At 64.4% G+C, this 16,463-nt stretch carries 15 protein-coding genes; 5 read left to right on the top strand and 10 right to left on the bottom strand.

Going from position 1 to position 16,463, the window contains the following annotated elements:
- Positions 1-9 precede the first annotated feature (9 nt).
- Positions 10-2,175, bottom strand: a complete 2,166-nt coding sequence (locus KMZ68_RS07625) for an anthranilate synthase component I (RefSeq protein WP_215615195.1) — start codon at positions 2,173-2,175, stop codon at positions 10-12.
- Positions 2,176-2,506: 331 nt separating this feature from the next.
- Between KMZ68_RS07625 and KMZ68_RS07620 the strand changes: the two genes are divergently transcribed.
- Positions 2,507-3,508, top strand: a complete 1,002-nt coding sequence (locus tag KMZ68_RS07620) for a VOC family protein (RefSeq protein WP_215615194.1) — start codon at positions 2,507-2,509, stop codon at positions 3,506-3,508.
- Between the two features lie 140 nt (positions 3,509-3,648).
- Here the strand turns inward: KMZ68_RS07620 and KMZ68_RS07615 are convergent, their stop codons facing one another.
- The 3 genes from KMZ68_RS07615 to petA all read right to left on the bottom strand — a co-directional run bounded on the left by KMZ68_RS07615 (position 3,649) and on the right by petA (position 7,127).
- Entirely contained in the window at positions 3,649-4,323 is a 675-nt protein-coding gene (locus KMZ68_RS07615; RefSeq protein WP_215615193.1) for a dienelactone hydrolase family protein, read from the bottom strand.
- Positions 4,324-4,464: 141 nt separating this feature from the next.
- On the bottom strand, positions 4,465-6,531 hold the full coding sequence (locus KMZ68_RS07610) for a cytochrome c1 (protein ID WP_215615192.1): 2,067 nt from the start codon (positions 6,529-6,531) through the stop codon (positions 4,465-4,467).
- A 65-nt stretch (positions 6,532-6,596) separates the two neighbouring features.
- Complete coding sequence (petA, locus tag KMZ68_RS07605; protein ID WP_215615191.1) at positions 6,597-7,127, bottom strand: ubiquinol-cytochrome c reductase iron-sulfur subunit; 531 nt, start codon at positions 7,125-7,127, stop codon at positions 6,597-6,599.
- Between the two features lie 277 nt (positions 7,128-7,404).
- Between petA and KMZ68_RS07600 the strand changes: the two genes are divergently transcribed.
- The 4 genes from KMZ68_RS07600 (at position 7,405) to KMZ68_RS07585 (ending at position 10,249) form a co-directional block, all read left to right on the top strand.
- Positions 7,405-7,860 carry a tRNA (cytidine(34)-2'-O)-methyltransferase gene (locus KMZ68_RS07600; RefSeq protein ID WP_215616246.1) on the top strand — a complete coding sequence of 152 codons (456 nt, stop codon included), beginning with the start codon at positions 7,405-7,407 and terminating at the stop codon, positions 7,858-7,860.
- 12 nt (positions 7,861-7,872) lie between these two features.
- Positions 7,873-8,505, top strand: a complete 633-nt coding sequence (queE, locus tag KMZ68_RS07595) for a 7-carboxy-7-deazaguanine synthase (RefSeq protein ID WP_215615190.1) — start codon at positions 7,873-7,875, stop codon at positions 8,503-8,505.
- 116 nt (positions 8,506-8,621) lie between these two features.
- The gene (gene hemF / locus KMZ68_RS07590) at positions 8,622-9,509 is read left to right on the top strand and encodes an oxygen-dependent coproporphyrinogen oxidase (protein WP_215615189.1); all 888 of its coding nucleotides are present in this window, start codon (positions 8,622-8,624) and stop codon (positions 9,507-9,509) included.
- Positions 9,500-10,249, top strand: a complete 750-nt coding sequence (locus KMZ68_RS07585; protein ID WP_215615188.1) for an HAD family hydrolase — start codon at positions 9,500-9,502, stop codon at positions 10,247-10,249. Before hemF ends, KMZ68_RS07585 begins: the two co-directional genes overlap by 10 nt.
- Before the next feature lie 336 nt (positions 10,250-10,585).
- On the opposite strand, the gene KMZ68_RS07580 is transcribed toward KMZ68_RS07585, so the two are convergent.
- From KMZ68_RS07580 to KMZ68_RS07555, 6 genes are all read right to left on the bottom strand, one after another.
- Entirely contained in the window at positions 10,586-12,400 is a 1,815-nt protein-coding gene (locus tag KMZ68_RS07580) for a caspase family protein (RefSeq protein WP_215616245.1), read from the bottom strand.
- A gap of 202 nt (positions 12,401-12,602) precedes the next feature.
- Positions 12,603-13,382, bottom strand: coding sequence for a TSUP family transporter (locus KMZ68_RS07575; RefSeq protein WP_215615187.1), 780 nt, complete (start codon positions 13,380-13,382; stop codon positions 12,603-12,605).
- 7 nt (positions 13,383-13,389) lie between these two features.
- Complete coding sequence (locus KMZ68_RS07570) at positions 13,390-14,646, bottom strand: CCA tRNA nucleotidyltransferase (RefSeq protein ID WP_215615186.1); 1,257 nt, start codon at positions 14,644-14,646, stop codon at positions 13,390-13,392.
- Entirely contained in the window at positions 14,643-14,906 is a 264-nt protein-coding gene (locus tag KMZ68_RS07565; protein WP_215615185.1) for a DUF6111 family protein, read from the bottom strand. The genes KMZ68_RS07570 and KMZ68_RS07565 overlap by 4 nt, the downstream gene beginning before the upstream one ends.
- Positions 14,903-15,562: a CoA pyrophosphatase gene (locus KMZ68_RS07560; protein WP_371741425.1), complete on the bottom strand. Its 660-nt coding sequence runs from the start codon at positions 15,560-15,562 to the stop codon at positions 14,903-14,905. The genes KMZ68_RS07565 and KMZ68_RS07560 overlap by 4 nt, the downstream gene beginning before the upstream one ends.
- 8 nt (positions 15,563-15,570) lie before the next feature.
- Positions 15,571-16,182: a DUF1285 domain-containing protein gene (locus KMZ68_RS07555; RefSeq protein WP_215615183.1), complete on the bottom strand. Its 612-nt coding sequence runs from the start codon at positions 16,180-16,182 to the stop codon at positions 15,571-15,573.
- Positions 16,183-16,463: the final 281 nt, after the last annotated feature.

Raw genomic sequence — 16,463 nt, 5'->3', positions numbered from 1 at the left:
TCGCCAACTTCAATTCGTTTGCATCCCGAGCCGGAATGCATTTTCCACGATGCGCAGGCCGACTTCCCCACCGAGCGACATCAACGATTCCGGGTGGAACTGCACGCCGCCGACTGGCAAGGTCTTGTGTTCGATCGCCATCGCGACGCCGTCCTCGGTGGTCGCCGTCACCTGCAGCACATCGGGCACGCTGTCGCGCTCGACATAGAGCGAGTGATAGCGGCCGATCACGATTTCATCGGGCAGGTTTTGCATCAGCCGCCCGCCGCGCACCTGAACGCGCGAGGGGCGTCCATGCGCGGGCTGGGCGAGTTGCCCGAGCTGGCCGCCGAAATACTCGCCGATCGCCTGCACGCCGAGGCAGACGCCGAAGATCGGCAGCCTGCGATCGAGCGCCGTGTCGATGGTCCTGGAAATTCCAAAATCCTCCGGCCGGCCCGGCCCCGGCGACAGCACCAGCAGATCGTAAGTATTCTGCTTCAGCATCTCTTGCGCGTGGATATGCCGCACCACCGTAACCGTCGCGCCGACCTGCCGGAAGTAATCGGCGAGCATATGAACGAAGCTGTCGTCGTGATCGATCAGGAGCACCCGTTTGCCCGATCCGGTGGCATCCGGCGCAAATGCCGACAACGGCTTCGGCGGATCGCCGCGCAGCGCCTGGAACAGCGCCGCCGCCTTGACCTGGCATTCCCTGTCCTCGGCGGCGGGATCCGAGTCGAACAGGCAAGTGGCGCCGACCCGCACTTCGGCGAGGCCGTCCTTCATCCGGATGGTGCGGATGGTCAACCCGGTGTTGATGCTGCCGTCGAAATTCACCGCGCCGATCGCGCCGGCATACCAGCGCCGCGACGAACGCTCGTTGTCCTCGACGAACTGCATCGCCCACAATTTCGGCGCGCCGGTCACCGTCACCGCCCAGGCATGGGTCAGGAAGGCATCGAGCGAGTCGAAGCCCGGCCGCAGAATGCCCTCGACGTGATCGACGGTGTGAAACAGCTTCGAGTAGGTTTCGATCTGGCGCCGCGCCAGCACCTTGATGGTGCCGGGAACGCAGACCCGCGCCTTGTCGTTACGATCGACGTCGGTGCACATGTTGAGTTCGAATTCGTCCTTCTCCGAATTCAGCAGTTGCCTGATCTGTTCGGCGTCGCCGATCGCATCGACGCCGCGCGCGATGGTGCCCGAGATCGGGCAGGTCTCGACCCGCCGGCCATCGGAGCGCACGAACATCTCGGGCGAGGCCGACACCAGGAATTCGCCGTCGCCGAGATTCATCAGCGCGCCGTAGGGCGACGGATTGATCCGGCACAGCCGCTGGAACACTTCCGCCGGCGAGCGCTCGCAGGGCTCGGCGAACAACTGCCCCGGCACCGCCTCGAACAGGTCGCCGCGGGCGAACGCCGCGCGCGCGGTCTCGACGGTCGCCTGATATTCGCCGGGCGCGTGATCGGCAAAGCCCTGCCGCGGCGTCTTGGCGTAGACGCTCTCGGCAGTCTCGCGCGGCAGGCCGGCGGTGGACTTGCCGTTCCAGGCAAAATCGTAGCTCAGCACCACACCGCGGCCGGTGGCGCGGTCGTAGGCCAGCAGGCGATCCGGCACGTACAGCACGATGTCGCGCTGGTCGTTCTCGCGCGTCCGCTTCTGCACGAGGTCCTCGATCTGGAACACCAGGTCGTAGGCGAAGGCGCCGAACAGGCCGAGCAGCGGATCGTCGTTGGCCCCGAGGGCGGCGATCAGGTCGCGCACCAGCGACATCACGCTGGCGCGGCGGGTGCGCTGGTCCTCATCGACCGGGGCGGCGCCGCGCACGATATGCCCCTTGAGCCGCGTTGCGCTTCTTTCGCTGATCACGACGCAGGGCTCGCGTAGCGCGTCGCCGAGGAAGGCGATCAGCACCTCGCCGCGCGCATTCAGCGCTTCAAGCGAAAAATCCGATCCCACGGTTTCCAGCTGCAACGGCGGATCGGAAAAGCCGAGGTCGAAACTCTCGTAGCGGCCGGGCACCGTGGTCCCCGACGACAGCACCACGCCGCGACGGCGATCGAGCAGGTCGATCAGGGCATCGAGCCGCTTGGCGTCGCCGGTGAACTGCTCCACCGACCGCGTGACCGCCAGCCCGCCGCGGGTGCGGTATTCGCTATGGGCCGGCAGGGAGAAGGCTGTCCTGTTCATGTGATCCTCTTACGAAACTTGCCGAGGGAACGCCACACAGGACAAACGAAAAGGCCGTCGCGCTGCGATGACGGCCTCTGACGATTCTGGAAAATGAAATCGCACCGGCCACCTCTTAGGAGGTGCGCCACCAAAGACTGACGTTGCGGACGACGGTGTTCATGGGCGGTTAAACACCATGCCGGAGCTGAAACGTCAAGGGAGGCGCCGGTGGGCCGGGGCCGGTTTCGGAGCCATCTTTTGGTGTTACGGGCCGGAAAATATGCGTAGGATTCCGCCTAGGCAGCACCGGTATCAGACGGTCAAGACTTGCCGAAAGCGGAGGCGCGCGATGTCCATTCAGGCGCTCGGATACGCCGGATTCGGCTCGGCCGATCTCGACGACTGGCGGCAGTTCGGCACCGGGCTGGTCGGCCTGCAGGCGGTCGAGCGCGGCAACTCGCTGCTGGCGTTCCGGATGGACGACCGCAAGCAGCGCATTGTGATCGACCGCGCGATGCCGGAAGGCGCGCGCTTCTTCGGCTGGGAGGTCGCGGACACAGCCGACCTCACCGCCCTCGCCGCCCGGCTGGAAGATGCCGGCGTTGCCGTTACCGCCGAGCCGCAGACCCTGGCCGATGCGAGGCGGGTCCGTGGCCTGATCTCGTTCAGCGATCCCGCCGGCAACCGGCTGGAGGCGTTTTACGGCGCCGAGACCGACGATACGCCGTTTCGTCCCGGCCGTTCGATTTCCGGTTTCCGCACCGGGCCGCTCGGCCTCGGCCATGCCGTGCTGACGGTCGAAAACATCGACACCATGATGCCGTTCTATGTCGGCCTGCTCGGCTTCGGGCTGAGCGATTACATGCTGAAACCGTTCCGCGCCTATTTCTTTCACATCAACGCGCGGCATCACAGCCTCGCGATGATCGAGACCGGCGACAACGGCATGCATCATCTGATGGTGGAATTGTTTTCGCTCGACGATGTCGGCCAGTCCTACGACGTCGCCTTGAACGAGGATCGCGTCAACGTCACGCTCGGCCGTCACACCAACGACCTGATGACCTCGTTCTACGCCAGGACGCCGTCGTCCTTCATGGTCGAGTGCGGCTGGGGCGGCCGTGCGATCGATCCTGCCACCTGGCAATCCTGCGAGCTGAAGGACGGCCCCAGCCTGTGGGGACATGAGCGGCTCTGGCTGCCGCCGGAAGACCGCGAAGTCGCGCGCGAGATGCGGATGCGCGCGGCGGCGGAAGGCCGGCGCGCGCCGGTGCAGGTGATGGAAGGCAATTACAAACTGATGCCGGGGACGTGCCCGTGGTGGGATGGGGTCAGCAAGGCCGGTGTCTGACCAACTATGTCGTCCCCGCGAAAGCGGGACCCATAAACACAGGGAGATGTTGTTTAGCGAAGCCGTCTACCAGTTCGTCCGATTACAACTGCCGCGGCGTATGGGTCCCGGCGTTCGCCGGGACGACGACACGGCGACCCTCACCCCAGATGCTTCCTGAAAAACTCCGTGGCGCGGCCCCAGGCGAGTTCCGCCGCCTCGCGGTCATGCACCGATTGCCGCTGCTCGTTGACGAAGGCGTGCTCGGCGTCATAGCGGAACAGTTCGAGCGACTTGCCCGCGGACTTCATCGCCTTCTCGAAGGCGTCGACGGCCGCCGGCGTGCACCAGTCGTCCTTGTTGGCGAAATGCGCCTGCAGCGGGATTTTCACGTCCGCGGGCTTCGCGGCCTGCTCGGGCGGGATGCCGTAGAACACCACGCCGGCGGCAAGTTCGGGGATCTTGGTGGCGCCGATAATGGTCACCGCGCCGCCGAGGCAGAAGCCGGTGAGGCCGACCTTGGCGCCGTTGCGGGCGAGATATTGCGCGGCGCCGCGCACGGTCTGCGTGGTGAGGTCGATGAAGTCCAGCGAGTTCATCTCTTTGCCGGCGGCATCGGTGTCGTGATAGGGCACCACCTTGCCCTTGTAGAGATCGGGCGCCAGCGCATCGAAGCCGGCCAGCGCGAAGCGGTCGCACATTCCCTTGATCTGCTCGGACAGCCCCCACCATTCCTGGATCACCACTACGCCCGGCGCATTGCCGCGCGCGGCGTTGGCGAGATAGCCGCCGGCATCCTTGCCGTCCGGACGCTTGAACGTGATGCTGGTACCCATGGGATCCTCCGGTGATTTTCTTTGGGGGCCGATTGTCGGCTATTTTGGCCGCACTGCGGCCGCAACGCAATCGGCGGCGTAGGCAACAAAAAAGCCCCCGCAGGGGCTTTTTCGCATTGATGTCATCGGCGGGCGCCAGGATCAGTGCGCGTCGGCCCAGATCTTCTTCTTGGTGAAGTAGAGCAGCCCCGTCAGCAGGATCAGGAACACGAACACCTGCAGGCCGAGCCGCTTGCGCGCCTCCATGTGCGGCTCCGCGGCCCACATCAGGAACGTGGTGACGTCCTTGGCGTATTGCGCGACCGTCGCCGGCGAGCCGTCGTCATAGGTGACCTGGCCGTCGCTGAGCGGCTTCGGCATCTTGATGGCGTGGCCGGGGAAGTACTTGTTGTAATAGGAGCCTTCCGGCAGCGTGAAACCGGCGGGGGGATTTTCCTCATAGCCCTGCAGCAGCCCGGCGACGTAGTTCGGGCCCTGTTCCTGGAACTGGGTGAAGAAGTCCACCAGGAACATCGGGAAGCCGCGCGGGTAGGAGCGAGCCTTGGTGATCAGCGACAGGTCGGGCGGCAAAGCGCCGCCATTGGCTGCCCGCGCCGCGTTGTCGTTCGGGAACGGCGACGGGAAGTAGTCGGCCGCCCGGCCGGCCCGCTCGAACATGTCGCCCTGATCGTTCGGGCCGTCCTTGACCTTGTATTCGGACGCGAACGCTGCCGCCTGCGCCGCCGAATAGCCGGGACCGCCGGCGTCGGCGAGATTGCGGAACGCGATGTAAGACAGGCCGTGGCAGGACGAACAGACTTCCTTGTAGACCTTCAGGCCGCGCTGCAGCGAGCCGCGGTCGAACTTGCCGACGGGACCGGCGAACGACCACTTCTGCGACGGCGGCGCTTCCTGCCCCTCTGCCGCCCGGGCGTCCTGCACGCTTCCGGCGAACAGCGCGCCTGCGACCGCAAGCGCGATCACCGACGACACCACCGCCGACTTGCCGGACTTGGCCAGCACGTCGTCGGAGATCGAATTCGGCACCGGACGCGGCGTTTCGATCCGGCTCAAGAGCGGCAGCACGATCACGAAATAGGCGAAGTAGCAGAACGTCAGCACGCGGCCGGCAATCACATAGATACCTTCGGCGGGCTTGGCGCCGAGCCAGCCGAGCAGCAGGCAGACGATGACGAAGATCCAGAAGAACTGCTTGGCCAGTGGGCGATACTTCGAGGACCGGGTCTTGGCGGTATCGAGCCAGGGCAGGAACGCCAGGATCAGGATCGCGCCGAACATCGCCACCACGCCGGCGAGCTTGTTCGGGATCGAGCGCAGGATCGCGTAGAACGGCAGGTAGTACCATTCCGGCACGATATGCGCGGGCGTGACGCCCGGATTGGCCGGGATGTAGTTGTCGGCTTCGCCGAGATAGTTCGGCATGTAGAAGATGAACCAGGCGAAGAACAGCATGAAGCAGGAAACGCCGAAGGCATCCTTCATGGTCGCGTAAGGCGTGAACGCCACGGTGTCCTTGGCCGTCTTGGGCTCGACGCCCGCCGGATTGTTCTGGCCGACGACGTGCAGCGCCCAGACGTGCAGCACGACCACGCCGGCGATCACGAACGGCAGCAGGTAGTGCAGCGAGAAGAAGCGGTTCAGGGTCGGATTGCCGACCGAATAGCCGCCCCACAGCAGGGTGACGATGCTGTCGCCGACATAGGGGATGGCGGAGAACAGGTTGGTGATGACGGTGGCGCCCCAGAAGCTCATCTGGCCCCACGGCAGCACGTAGCCCATGAAACCGGTCGCCATCATCAGGAGGTAGATGATGACGCCGAGGATCCAGAGGATCTCGCGCGGCTCCTTGTACGACCCGTAATACAGGCCGCGGAACATGTGGACGTAGACCGCGACGAAGAACATCGAGGCGCCGGTGGCGTGCATGTTGCGCAGCAGCCAGCCGTAATTGACGTCGCGCACGATGCTTTCGACCGACTTGAAGGCCATGTCGACATGCGGCGTGTAGTGCATCGCCAGGATAACGCCCGAGATGATCTGCACCCCGAGCATCATCGAAAGGATGGCGCCGAAGGTCCACCAGTAGTTCAGATTGCGCGGCGTCGGATAGGCCACGAACGAGGAGTGCATAAGTCCCAAGATCGGGAGACGCCGTTCAATCCACTTCAATGCGGGATTGGTCGGCTGGTAGTCGGATGGTCCGCTCATGATGCGATCCTGAGGAAATATAAGACGACGCGACGGGCCCAAGTCTCGGATAGTGGATCCGAGGCTCAGCCGATCTGGATTTTGGTGTCGGAAACGAATTGATAGGGCGGCACCGGCAGGTTGGAGGGTGCTGGTCCCGAACGGATGCGGCCCGAGGTATCGTATTGCGAACCGTGGCAGGGGCAGAAGAAGCCGTTGTAGGTGCCCTCATGGGCGATCGGAATGCAGCCCAGATGGGTGCAGATGCCGATCACGACCAGCCACTGGTCGTGGCCTTCCTTGACCCGGGCCTGGTCGCTCTGCGGGTCGGGCAGGCTCGAGACGGTGACCGCGCGGGCCTCCTCGATCTGCTTCTTGGTGCGGTGGCTGATGTAGATCGGCTTGCCGCGCCAGAACACCTTGACGTCCTGCCCTTCGGCAATCGGCGCCAGATCGACCTCGATCGGCGCGCCGGCCGCGATGGTCGAGGCGTCCGGGTTCATTTGGGAAATGAAGGGCCACAAAGTGGCCGCTCCGCCGACCGCAGCGGCGGCTCCCGTTGCAACAAAAAGGAAATCACGGCGTGTGGGATGATCCGCCGAAGACGCTGTCGTCACGATTCCAAGCCCTTTCTTGTCTGCAGCCGGTGGAACCGCCCCAGGGAACGTCACGACGAACCGGAGGAGGCTGCCGGCGCCCGCGACCCCCGCGGCGGCAGAAAGACCACTTTTCCCGGCCAATCGGGCGGAACAAGCAGTCCAGAATCGTTCTATTGGCACCCTTGCCGGACGAGCGCAAGCCCGCTATCGGCTCGCAAACGTGCAATGCACTAATTCCGCGGGAAGCGGCGAATTATTCAGACATTTCATGGAGCCCTCCGGGGGCCGTCACATCATGCAAGTTGCGCTTTTTCAGCCCGACATCCCCCAGAACACCGGGACGATTCTGCGCCTTTGCGCGTGCCTGGACGTGGCGGCCCATATTATCGAGCCGGCCGGCTTTCCGGTGTCCGACCGGCACTTCCGCCGGGCCGGCATGGACTACCTCGACCGGGTAACCATCATGCGCCACGACTCATGGTCAAAATTCGAGCAATGGCGTAGTGAAAAGGGCTATCGCCTGATCCTGTTTACGACCACAAGTCCCGGCTCCTACCTTGATTTTCGCTATGGCGCCGACGACATCCTGCTGTTCGGGCGGGAGTCCGCAGGCGTTCCCGACGAGGTGGTCGCCGCGGCAGACGCGCGGGTGGTGATCCCGATCAAGCCCGGTCTGCGCTCGCTCAATGTCGCGGTAGCGGCAGCGATGGCATTGGGCGAAGCCCTGCGGCAGACCAGTTCCGCATCTTGAGGAGACGGCGCGTTGAGTTACGCGGTCAAGGAAATCTTTCTGACCTTGCAGGGCGAAGGCGCGCATGCCGGGCGCGCGGCGGTGTTTTGCCGGTTTTCCGGCTGCAACCTCTGGAGCGGCCGCGAGCAGGACCGCGCCGCGGCGACGTGCCAGTTCTGCGACACCGACTTTGTCGGCACCGACGGCACGCTGGGCGGCCGCTACGCCTCGGCCGACGAACTCGCCGATGCCATTGCCGGCCAATGGGCGGGCGAGCATGGCTACCGCTACGTGGTCCTGACCGGCGGCGAGCCGCTGTTGCAGGTGGACGCCGATTTGATCGATGCCCTGCACGCGCGCGGCTTCGCCATCGGCCTCGAGACCAACGGCACGATCAAGCCGCCCGACGGCGTGGACTGGATCTGCGTCAGCCCCAAGGCGGGCGCCGAACTCGTGGTCCGGCAAGGCGACGAGCTCAAGCTGGTCTATCCGCAGGCTGACGCCATGCCCGCGGCCTACGCCGATCTCGCTTTCGAGCGATTTTCGCTGCAGCCGATGGATGGACCGGACGTCGCCGCCAACACCGAGCGCGCCGTCAATTATTGCATGCGCCACCCGCAATGGCGGCTCAGCGTGCAGACGCACAAGACACTCGGCATCAGATAGATCTGGATTTTTGGAAGATGTGGGAATTGGCGAAATCGCAGGGCTAATGTCGGAGCTTGCCGTCATTGCTCGCTTCGCTCGCAATGACGGAATCGACCGACGCGTTAGGAGTTAGAATGGACATCTCCGTGATCGAGGATCGCAAGGCGCGCGCGCGAACCTGGTTCGAGCGCCTGCGCGACGACATCTGCGCGGCCTTCGAGCAACTCGAGGCCGAAGCGCCGGCGTCGCTCTATCCGGGCGCGGCCGGGCGCTTCGTGCGCACCCCCTGGGACCGCACCGACCACACCGGAAAGCCCGGCGGCGGCGGCGTGATGTCGGTCATGCGCGGACGGCTGTTCGAAAAGGTCGGGGTGCATTGCTCGACGGTGCACGGCGAATTCGCACCGGAATTCCGCGCGCAGATTCCCGGCGCCGCCGACGATCCCCGGTTCTGGGCCTCGGGCATTTCGCTGATCGCGCATCTGCGCAATCCGAATATCCCGGCCGTTCACATGAACACCCGCTTCGTCGTCACCACCAAGGCGTGGTTCGGCGGCGGCGCTGACCTGACGCCGGTGCTCGACCGGCGGCGGACGCAAGCGGATCCCGACACGGTGGCGTTTCACGCCGCGATGCAGGCCGCCTGCGATGCGCACGCCGCGGTCGCGCCCTACGACAAGTTCAAGAAATGGTGCGACGAGTATTTCTATCTGCCGCATCGCAAGGAAGCGCGCGGCATCGGCGGCATCTTCTACGACTGGCTCGAAAGCGGCGACTGGGACGCCGACTTCGCCTTCACGCAGGACGTCGGCCGCGCGTTCCTGAAAATCTATCCCGAACTGGTGCGGCGCAATTTCGCCGCGCCGTGGACGGCTGATGATCGCGAGGAACAGTTGGTCCGGCGCGGACGCTACGTCGAATTCAACCTGCTCTATGACCGCGGCACCATCTTCGGGCTGAAAACCGGCGGCAACGTCGATTCCATCCTGTCGTCGATGCCGCCCGAAGTGAAATGGCCTTGAAGACCATGACTCAGCTGCCCCGCGCGATGCTGATCGATATGGACGACACCATCCTGTCGGCCTATGGCCGCCCCGAGATCGCCTGGAACAATGTCACGGCGGAATTTGCCGATGAGCTTGGATCACTGTCGTCGCAACAGGTTGCGGCCGCGATCGTGGAGTCGGGCCGGAAATTCTGGGCAACCGCCGAGGCCGCGTGGCGGCTGAAACTCGAGGAGGCCCGGCACGTGGTGGTCCAGGGCGGATTTAGCGCCCTTGCCGCCAAAGGCCACGCACCGCTGTCGCTGGATCTTGCGACACGTCTCGCCAACCGCTTCCATGCCTATCGCGAAGAGGAGATGTTCGTCTTTCCGGGCGCGCATGACGCGATCGATGCGCTCAAGGATCTCGGCGTGAAGCTGGCGCTGGTCACCAACGGCGCCGCCGGCCCGCAGCGCGCCAAGGTCGAGCGCTTCGAACTGACGCACCGCTTCGATCATATCCAGATCGAGGGCGAGCATGGTTTCGGCAAGCCGGAGGAGCGCGCCTACCACCATGCCATGCAGGCGCTCGGCGTCACCGCGCCCGAGACCTGGATGATCGGCGACAATCTGGAATGGGAAATCGAGGTGCCGCAGCGCCTCGGCATCTATGCGATCTGGATCGATGCGCATGGCGAAGGCCTGCCCGCCGGCACCACCGTCAGGCCCGACCGCATCATCCGCTCACTGACGGAATTGCTGCCGGCCGAGCGGGCATGAAGCTTTTGCCGCTCCAAACCTCGACCCGGTGCTCGCTCCCAACCACAAATATCGAAAACAACCCCATGCAAAGTAACAGGGTAGTCGCCGGCATGTGCGATGCCAGCGACACCATTTGACACGTCGGGCAAATCAACGGCACTAATTCAAGATGCGGACTCATTGAGGCGCGCGGGAATTCACTTCACCTCTCCCCACCTTTTTGTGGGGATCAAAAGCGTTAGCGGACGTCCGCTTTGGTGCGGATTCCGGACTCAAGTCCGACATTGCGTCACGTCCGAAGAGTGCCACGAGCGGAATTGTCCAAAGTGCAACGCGGCCCTCGCGGCCAGTTTTTCAGTTGCAAACCTCGGCTTCGTACCGGGCCATGCTAGTTCCAGAGCCCCCCTGGATAGATAATCTACAACCCTTGGCAACCGGTCTGCATCCACCGCTATTGCAAAGAATCTGGCCGGAGGCTTGCGACTTCTCTGGCCTAGCGTCCGCCTTGGCACGTTCTGCACGATCCCGCTTTTGCTCTTCGCGCTTTGCGGTCGGCTTTCCCACTTCGATCTTTTCGCAGGTATTATCGTCGCCAATTTCGTACCCCGCCCGGCAGGTGATCTTCGTACAACGGTCGCCGTCGGCCCTGAATCCGTGTTCGCAGATCAATGGGCAGACGCGTGCTGTCTTACCTTTGACTGCATCTAGCGCGTCAACGCTGGCGATCTTCACATCCAGCTTCACACCAGCGTGTTTATTGAACAGATCGAGTGCTTTCTGCGAGGCCGCGTTCCAGTTGCCATCTCCGGTGCCGGGGTTGCACCCGACACGGCGGAGTTCAGCTTGCAGGGCGCGCGGGAGATCGACAGCGGGTTGTTCAGGCTTGTCGGCCGGTGATACGGCAGCGAGATGCTGTTTCTTCTCCTGTGCCGCCTTCTCGACAGCCAAGCGCGCCTGTTCTGCAGCCGCAGCCTTCTCCTGCTCCGCCTGTTTGGCCTTCTCTACGGCGAGCCGGACTTTTTCCTGCTCGGCAAGTCGTGCCCGTTCGGCGGCGGCGGCCTTTTCCTGCTCGATCTGCTTCGTTTTTTCTGCCGCGATGCGCGCAGTTTCAGCGGCCTTGGCTGCGGCAGCGGCCTTGGTCTGTTCGGCTTGTCGTGCACCTTCTGCCGCGAGCCGCGCCTTATCCTGCTCTGTCTGTCGCGCCTTCTCGGAGGCGGCGACGCGGGCATCTTCGGCCGCGATCTTCTTCAACTGCCCCTTCGCGAGATCAGCATAGAACCCGTCGGGATATGTCCGCAGGAACGCCTCCCATCCGTCGCGGGAGCCCAACTGCAGCGCAAGTTCATAGTCTCGCCGAACTGCCGATTGAGGGTCAGCCTGCGGCCCCGTGGCCGCAGGCTTCGCAGGAACCAGCGCCAGATCGTCACCGCCCAGCGAACCGTATACATAGGGCTCCTGCCGGTTGCCGGTGTTCTTCAGCACATCGTCCCGCACGAACCCGAACGCCTTGCGCAGATCAAGGCCAGGTTTCGCGATATGCTTCACCAAGGCAGCGGTGAACGGACTGTTTTTGCTGTCGCCGTCCGATGCCGTCGAGCCTGCCTTCGAGGCGAAGGCGATCAGCGTGTTCGGACTGGTCGGTTCGACCTTGGCAAGCCCGCGTCCAACGGCGCGCGACCCAATGGTGCGCTTCATCGTCTTAGCAAATGGATTATCGCGGCAGGCGTCAAGGATCACCAGCCGCAATTGCTTGGCCGGCTCAATCGTGACCAGAATCCGGTCCAGCGCGAAGGTTTCGTCGTAAATATCGATGTCGCGTTCGAGAACTGCGTCAACCGGTATAAGATAGTTGGTGCCCTCGACCTCAATGCCATGCCCGGCGTAATAGACCACCGCGACATCCGCATCACGGGCTTGATCCGAAAAATCACGCAGCGCGCGACGCATATCGGAAGTCTTGAGGTCGCGTCGAGAGTCGACAACGTCGAACCCCGCACTTTTGAGAGTCGCAGTCATTGCCGCAGCATCGTTGGCAGGATTGCCTAGCCGGGCGACGTTCTGGTAGGCGGAGTTGCCAATCACCAGTGCTACCCGCTTCTCAGCAAGGGCGGGCCCACCGAGAAGGCAGACCGACCAAACCGCTACTGCAAGTGTCCACCAAGCCCGCATCAGCAAATTCCAAATCGGCAATAAACTGACCCTATCAGCCGGGCTGACCTTATCAATCTCCAAACCGAAATCGTCTGTGACTATGCTCACATTAGACACTGAGGATGAAGTCGACTCGCGGCGAATGTCCGTTTCGCCGGAGCGAACCAGCAGCAAGCCCGACCATGTCCGCTATGCCGCAAGAATCGGAAACAGGCTCAGGCTAATAGCTAGTCCACAAGATCTGCCGTACCGCCGCCGATATCATCACCACGCCACCCGCGACCACCGCGACGTCGAGGATCGCGGTGTGAATGTGCAGCGGCATCCGTTCGACAAAGGCGCGCGCCAGAAACGCTCCGGGGATCGCGATCGCCCCGATCAATAGCGCAAGGGCCAGCACCTGCGCGGTGATGACACCGGCGAGGCCAAACACGGAAATCTTGATGATGCTGGTCACAACCGAGATCACCGCGTCGGTGGCGATCACGGCGGCGCCCTCGAGACCCGCCGCCATCAACAACGACAGCAGGATCACGCCCGAGCCCGAGGTGCCGCCGACCACGACGCCGTAACCCACCGAGCCTGCGGCGAGCCCGGTGTCGCCGATCCTGACGTCGCGGCGCCTCGCCAGGCGGCGCAGCGGCACGCTCGATATCAGCATCGCGCCGATCACCAGCGCTGCACCGGCATTGGTGAGAAGCGTGTAGCCCCAGGCGCCGAGTGCGGTCGTGAATGCGGCCGCCGAGATCACGATCAGGGCGCGGCGGCCGTCGACATATCGGAGATAGGCGGCAAAGCGGCCGAGATTGGTGAAGATCGCCGAGAGAGCGATGATCGGCACCACGGGCTCGGCGCCGATCAGGGGCACCAGGACCAGCGGCATCAGCGCGCCGGTGCCATAACCCGCAAGGCCGCCGACCACCGAGGCCAGCAGCGCGACGCCGGCCACCAGCAGGAGTTGGGCCAGCGAGATATCGGCGAAGCCGGCAAGGATGCTCAAAGAAGGCTCACAGCCTGTTGTCGCGGGCGAAGCGGGCCACGGCCCGATCGGCAATGCCGCTCACGACGGCCTCATCCAGCGGGAAGTCCGCCGCCAGCCAGGCGTCTTCGGCCAGCGCCAGCACCTGCCCGAGCAGCGGGCCCTCGGTTATGCCGCGGGCGATGAAATCGGCCGCCTTCAACGGGAATTTCGGGGCGCTCCAGCGCTTCGGCAGGGTCGCAAGCTCGCGCCAATGCGCCGCATCGACGCGCCCTCCCGCCCGCGCCCATGCCAGCATCAGCCGGTCCCGGTAACGCTCCTCGCCGAGCCGGTAGAGCCGTCGCCGCGCGGTGGCCTCGTCCATGCCGGCGAGCCGCCACCAGCGATGGCCCATGGAATCCAGCGCCTTGGTTTCGGCGTTGGAAAGGCGCATGCGCAGCGCGACGCGCTTGGCGTCCTCGGTGACGGCGACCGCGAGCGCGCCGAGCCGGCGAATCGGGTCCGGCGCCAGTCCGAGCAGGCGTTCCGCCGCGATCATCGCGGCGAACGGTCCGGTATAGGCGACGCCGCCGAAAATCGGCTGCAGCAGCCCGCCCTCCGCCATCGCCTCGACCGCGCCGGCCGCGCCGCCTGCGACCATCAGCTTGAGCATTTCCATGCGCACGCGTTCGGCGGAGAGGGTCGCAAGGCCGGCATGTGCGCCGATGCAGGCGAGGTATCCGGCGCGGTCCGGTTGGCCCGAGCCATAGGCGGCGTGGATGCGGAAGAACCTGAGGATGCGCAGATAGTCTTCGGCGATGCGCGCTGCGGGATCGCCGATGAAGCGCACGCGTCTGGCGGCGATATCGCTCAGGCCGCCGACATGGTCATGCACGACACCGGCGGCGTCGACCGACAGGCCGTTGATGGTGAAGTCGCGCCGTTCCGCGTCGCGGACCCAGTCGCGGCCGAACGCGACCGTCGCCTTGCGCCCGAAGGTTTCGGTGTCCTCGCGCAACGTGGTGATCTCGAACGGATGCGCATCGACCACCAGCGTCACCGTGCCGTGGTCGATGCCAGTCGGCACGCTCTTGATGCCGGCCGCCTTGGCGCGGCGGATCACCTCGGTGGGCAAGGCGGTGGTCGCGATGTCGATATCGGCAACCGGGATCTTCAGCAGCGCATTGCGGACCGCGCCGCCGATCACGCGCGCCTCCTCGCCGCTGCCGTTGAGCAGCGCAAGCACGCGGGCCGCCGGACCGGATCTGAGCCAGGGCGCGTTGTCGAGCACCCGCGCCTCGCTCATTTCTCTACTCCGGGAACGAGCCTGCCGTTTTCGATATGCGCCGGGATGTAGGTCGAATTCGGCGACGCGCCGGAAAAATGCGCCAGCAGCACGAAACTGACCACCACCAGCAGCAGCGAGCCGATCGCCAGCTTGGCGATGATATGCATCGGCCATGACGCCTGCACCAGCAGTCCGGAACGTGTCGCAATCAGGAACGCCGCATAGACCGCGAACGGGATCAGGAAAATGCCGATCTCCGTGAGAACCGGACGGATCATGTGAGGCAGATCCGCTCGTACAGCACCCGCAGGATTCCCGCGGTGGCGCCCCAGATGTAGCGCTCGGCGAACGGCATCGCGTAATAGGAACGCTCCATGCCGCGGAATTCCTTGCTGTGCACCTGGTGGTTGGCCGGGTCCATCAGGAACGCCAGCGGAACCTCGAAGGCATCGTCCACTTCCGACTTGTTGATGCTGAGCCTGAAGCCCGGCTTCACCCGCGCCACCGTCGGCAGGATGCGAAATCCGAATCCGGTCGCGTAGAGGTCGAGATAGCCGATCGGCTCGACGAATTTGCGGGCGAGGCCGACCTCCTCCTCGGCCTCGCGCAACGCGGCGTCGAGCGGCGAAGCGTCGGTCGAGTCGATCTTGCCGCCGGGGAATGCGATCTGGCCGGCGTGATCGTTGAGATGCGCCGCGCGCTGCGTCAGCAGCACCGTCGGCTGCGGATGGTCCACCACCGGGATCAATACCGCGGCCGGCCGCACCGGCTGTTCGCGCGCGATGATCTCCAGCATGCGATCGGTGCCCTGATCGCCGCTCTTCGGGATGATGTTGGGATCGACCAGGCCCGGCGGCACGTCGAAGCCCAGCCGCGCGCGGCTGCGATCGAAAAACTCCGCCGAGTCGATCGCGGCAGGATCGTTCTTCAGCATCGGCTCGTTCAAAGCGCGCCCCTCACCTCGTCCGCATCCGCCATCGCAAAGAATTCGCCGCCGGATTCGATTCCGAACATCGGACGACCATCGACCACCCGCTCCTCGCCCATGTCAACCAGATCGTAGTACAAGGCCCGCGTCACCTTGGCCCACAGATCGGCGCGGACATGCAGATAGGGCGTCAGTCCGCCGTCTGCGGCGGCCTCGAATCGCAGGCGGTGGGCGGAATCGCAAGCCACCCAGTCGTCGACATTGGTCCGGAAGCGCAACAGCCGGCCGCGGCCGTCGGTTTCCCTGGTCATCTCGACCGCGAGAAACGGCGCATCGTCGACGCGGATGCCGACCTTCTCCACCGGAGTCACGAGAAAGTGCTTGCCGTCCTCGCGCTTGAGGATGGTTGAAAACAGCCGGACCAGCGCCGGCCGCCCGATTGGCGTCCCCATATAGAACCACGTACCATCGCCGGCGATTCGCATGTCGAGATCGCCGCAGAACGGCGGATTCCACAGATGCACCGGAGGCAGTGCCTTTCCGGCAGGGCTGGTATTCGCGGCCTGCGTAGCCGCAGCAGTCAGTCCTTCGAGGCCCTGATTGGTGCTCTGCCCTTGCTTCGCCATTGTTTGCCCTGACTCTGACGCTCGATTTGGCACGATTGGTGCAAGTCCGGCGGTGCGCATCCCGGACGAGTTCCGCCCGTGGATTCCCGGATCAGGTCGCCACATCGTGATGCCGTTCATACCCCGAAATGCCGATAAAGTGGGGATAGTTTAATTCAACGAATACATGGCCTTCGCATAAGTTTAGCATGGGGTTCGCAGCATGATCGCGCAAGCGGCGGCGTTTCGTGCACGGCTTTCCACGCGACGCTTTCCACGTAAGGGCTGCTTTCCACGTAAGG

The organism is Bradyrhizobium sediminis (assembly GCF_018736105.1).
Classification (GTDB): Bacteria; Pseudomonadota; Alphaproteobacteria; order Rhizobiales; family Xanthobacteraceae; genus Bradyrhizobium.
Note: the sequence above shows the minus strand (reverse complement) of the source record. Positions and strands in the feature narration are given on the sequence as shown.

What these genes read in the sequence shown, in the direction of transcription:
- KMZ68_RS07625 (WP_215615195.1), bottom strand. Translation starts at nt 2,175, where the DNA reads ATGAACAGGACAGCCTTCTCCCTGCCGGCCCATAGCGAATACCGCACC.
- KMZ68_RS07620 (WP_215615194.1), top strand. Translation starts at nt 2,507, where the DNA reads ATGTCCATTCAGGCGCTCGGATACGCCGGATTCGGCTCGGCCGATCTC.
- KMZ68_RS07615 (WP_215615193.1), bottom strand. Translation starts at nt 4,323, where the DNA reads ATGGGTACCAGCATCACGTTCAAGCGTCCGGACGGCAAGGATGCCGGC.
- KMZ68_RS07610 (WP_215615192.1), bottom strand. Translation starts at nt 6,531, where the DNA reads ATGAGCGGACCATCCGACTACCAGCCGACCAATCCCGCATTGAAGTGG.
- KMZ68_RS07600 (WP_215616246.1), top strand. Translation starts at nt 7,405, where the DNA reads ATGCAAGTTGCGCTTTTTCAGCCCGACATCCCCCAGAACACCGGGACG.
- hemF (WP_215615189.1), top strand. Translation starts at nt 8,622, where the DNA reads ATGGACATCTCCGTGATCGAGGATCGCAAGGCGCGCGCGCGAACCTGG.
- KMZ68_RS07585 (WP_215615188.1), top strand. Translation starts at nt 9,500, where the DNA reads ATGGCCTTGAAGACCATGACTCAGCTGCCCCGCGCGATGCTGATCGAT.
- KMZ68_RS07580 (WP_215616245.1), bottom strand. Translation starts at nt 12,400, where the DNA reads ATGCGGGCTTGGTGGACACTTGCAGTAGCGGTTTGGTCGGTCTGCCTT.
- KMZ68_RS07570 (WP_215615186.1), bottom strand. Translation starts at nt 14,646, where the DNA reads ATGAGCGAGGCGCGGGTGCTCGACAACGCGCCCTGGCTCAGATCCGGT.
- KMZ68_RS07565 (WP_215615185.1), bottom strand. Translation starts at nt 14,906, where the DNA reads ATGATCCGTCCGGTTCTCACGGAGATCGGCATTTTCCTGATCCCGTTC.
- KMZ68_RS07560 (WP_371741425.1), bottom strand. Translation starts at nt 15,562, where the DNA reads ATGCTGAAGAACGATCCTGCCGCGATCGACTCGGCGGAGTTTTTCGAT.
- KMZ68_RS07555 (WP_215615183.1), bottom strand. Translation starts at nt 16,182, where the DNA reads ATGGCGAAGCAAGGGCAGAGCACCAATCAGGGCCTCGAAGGACTGACT.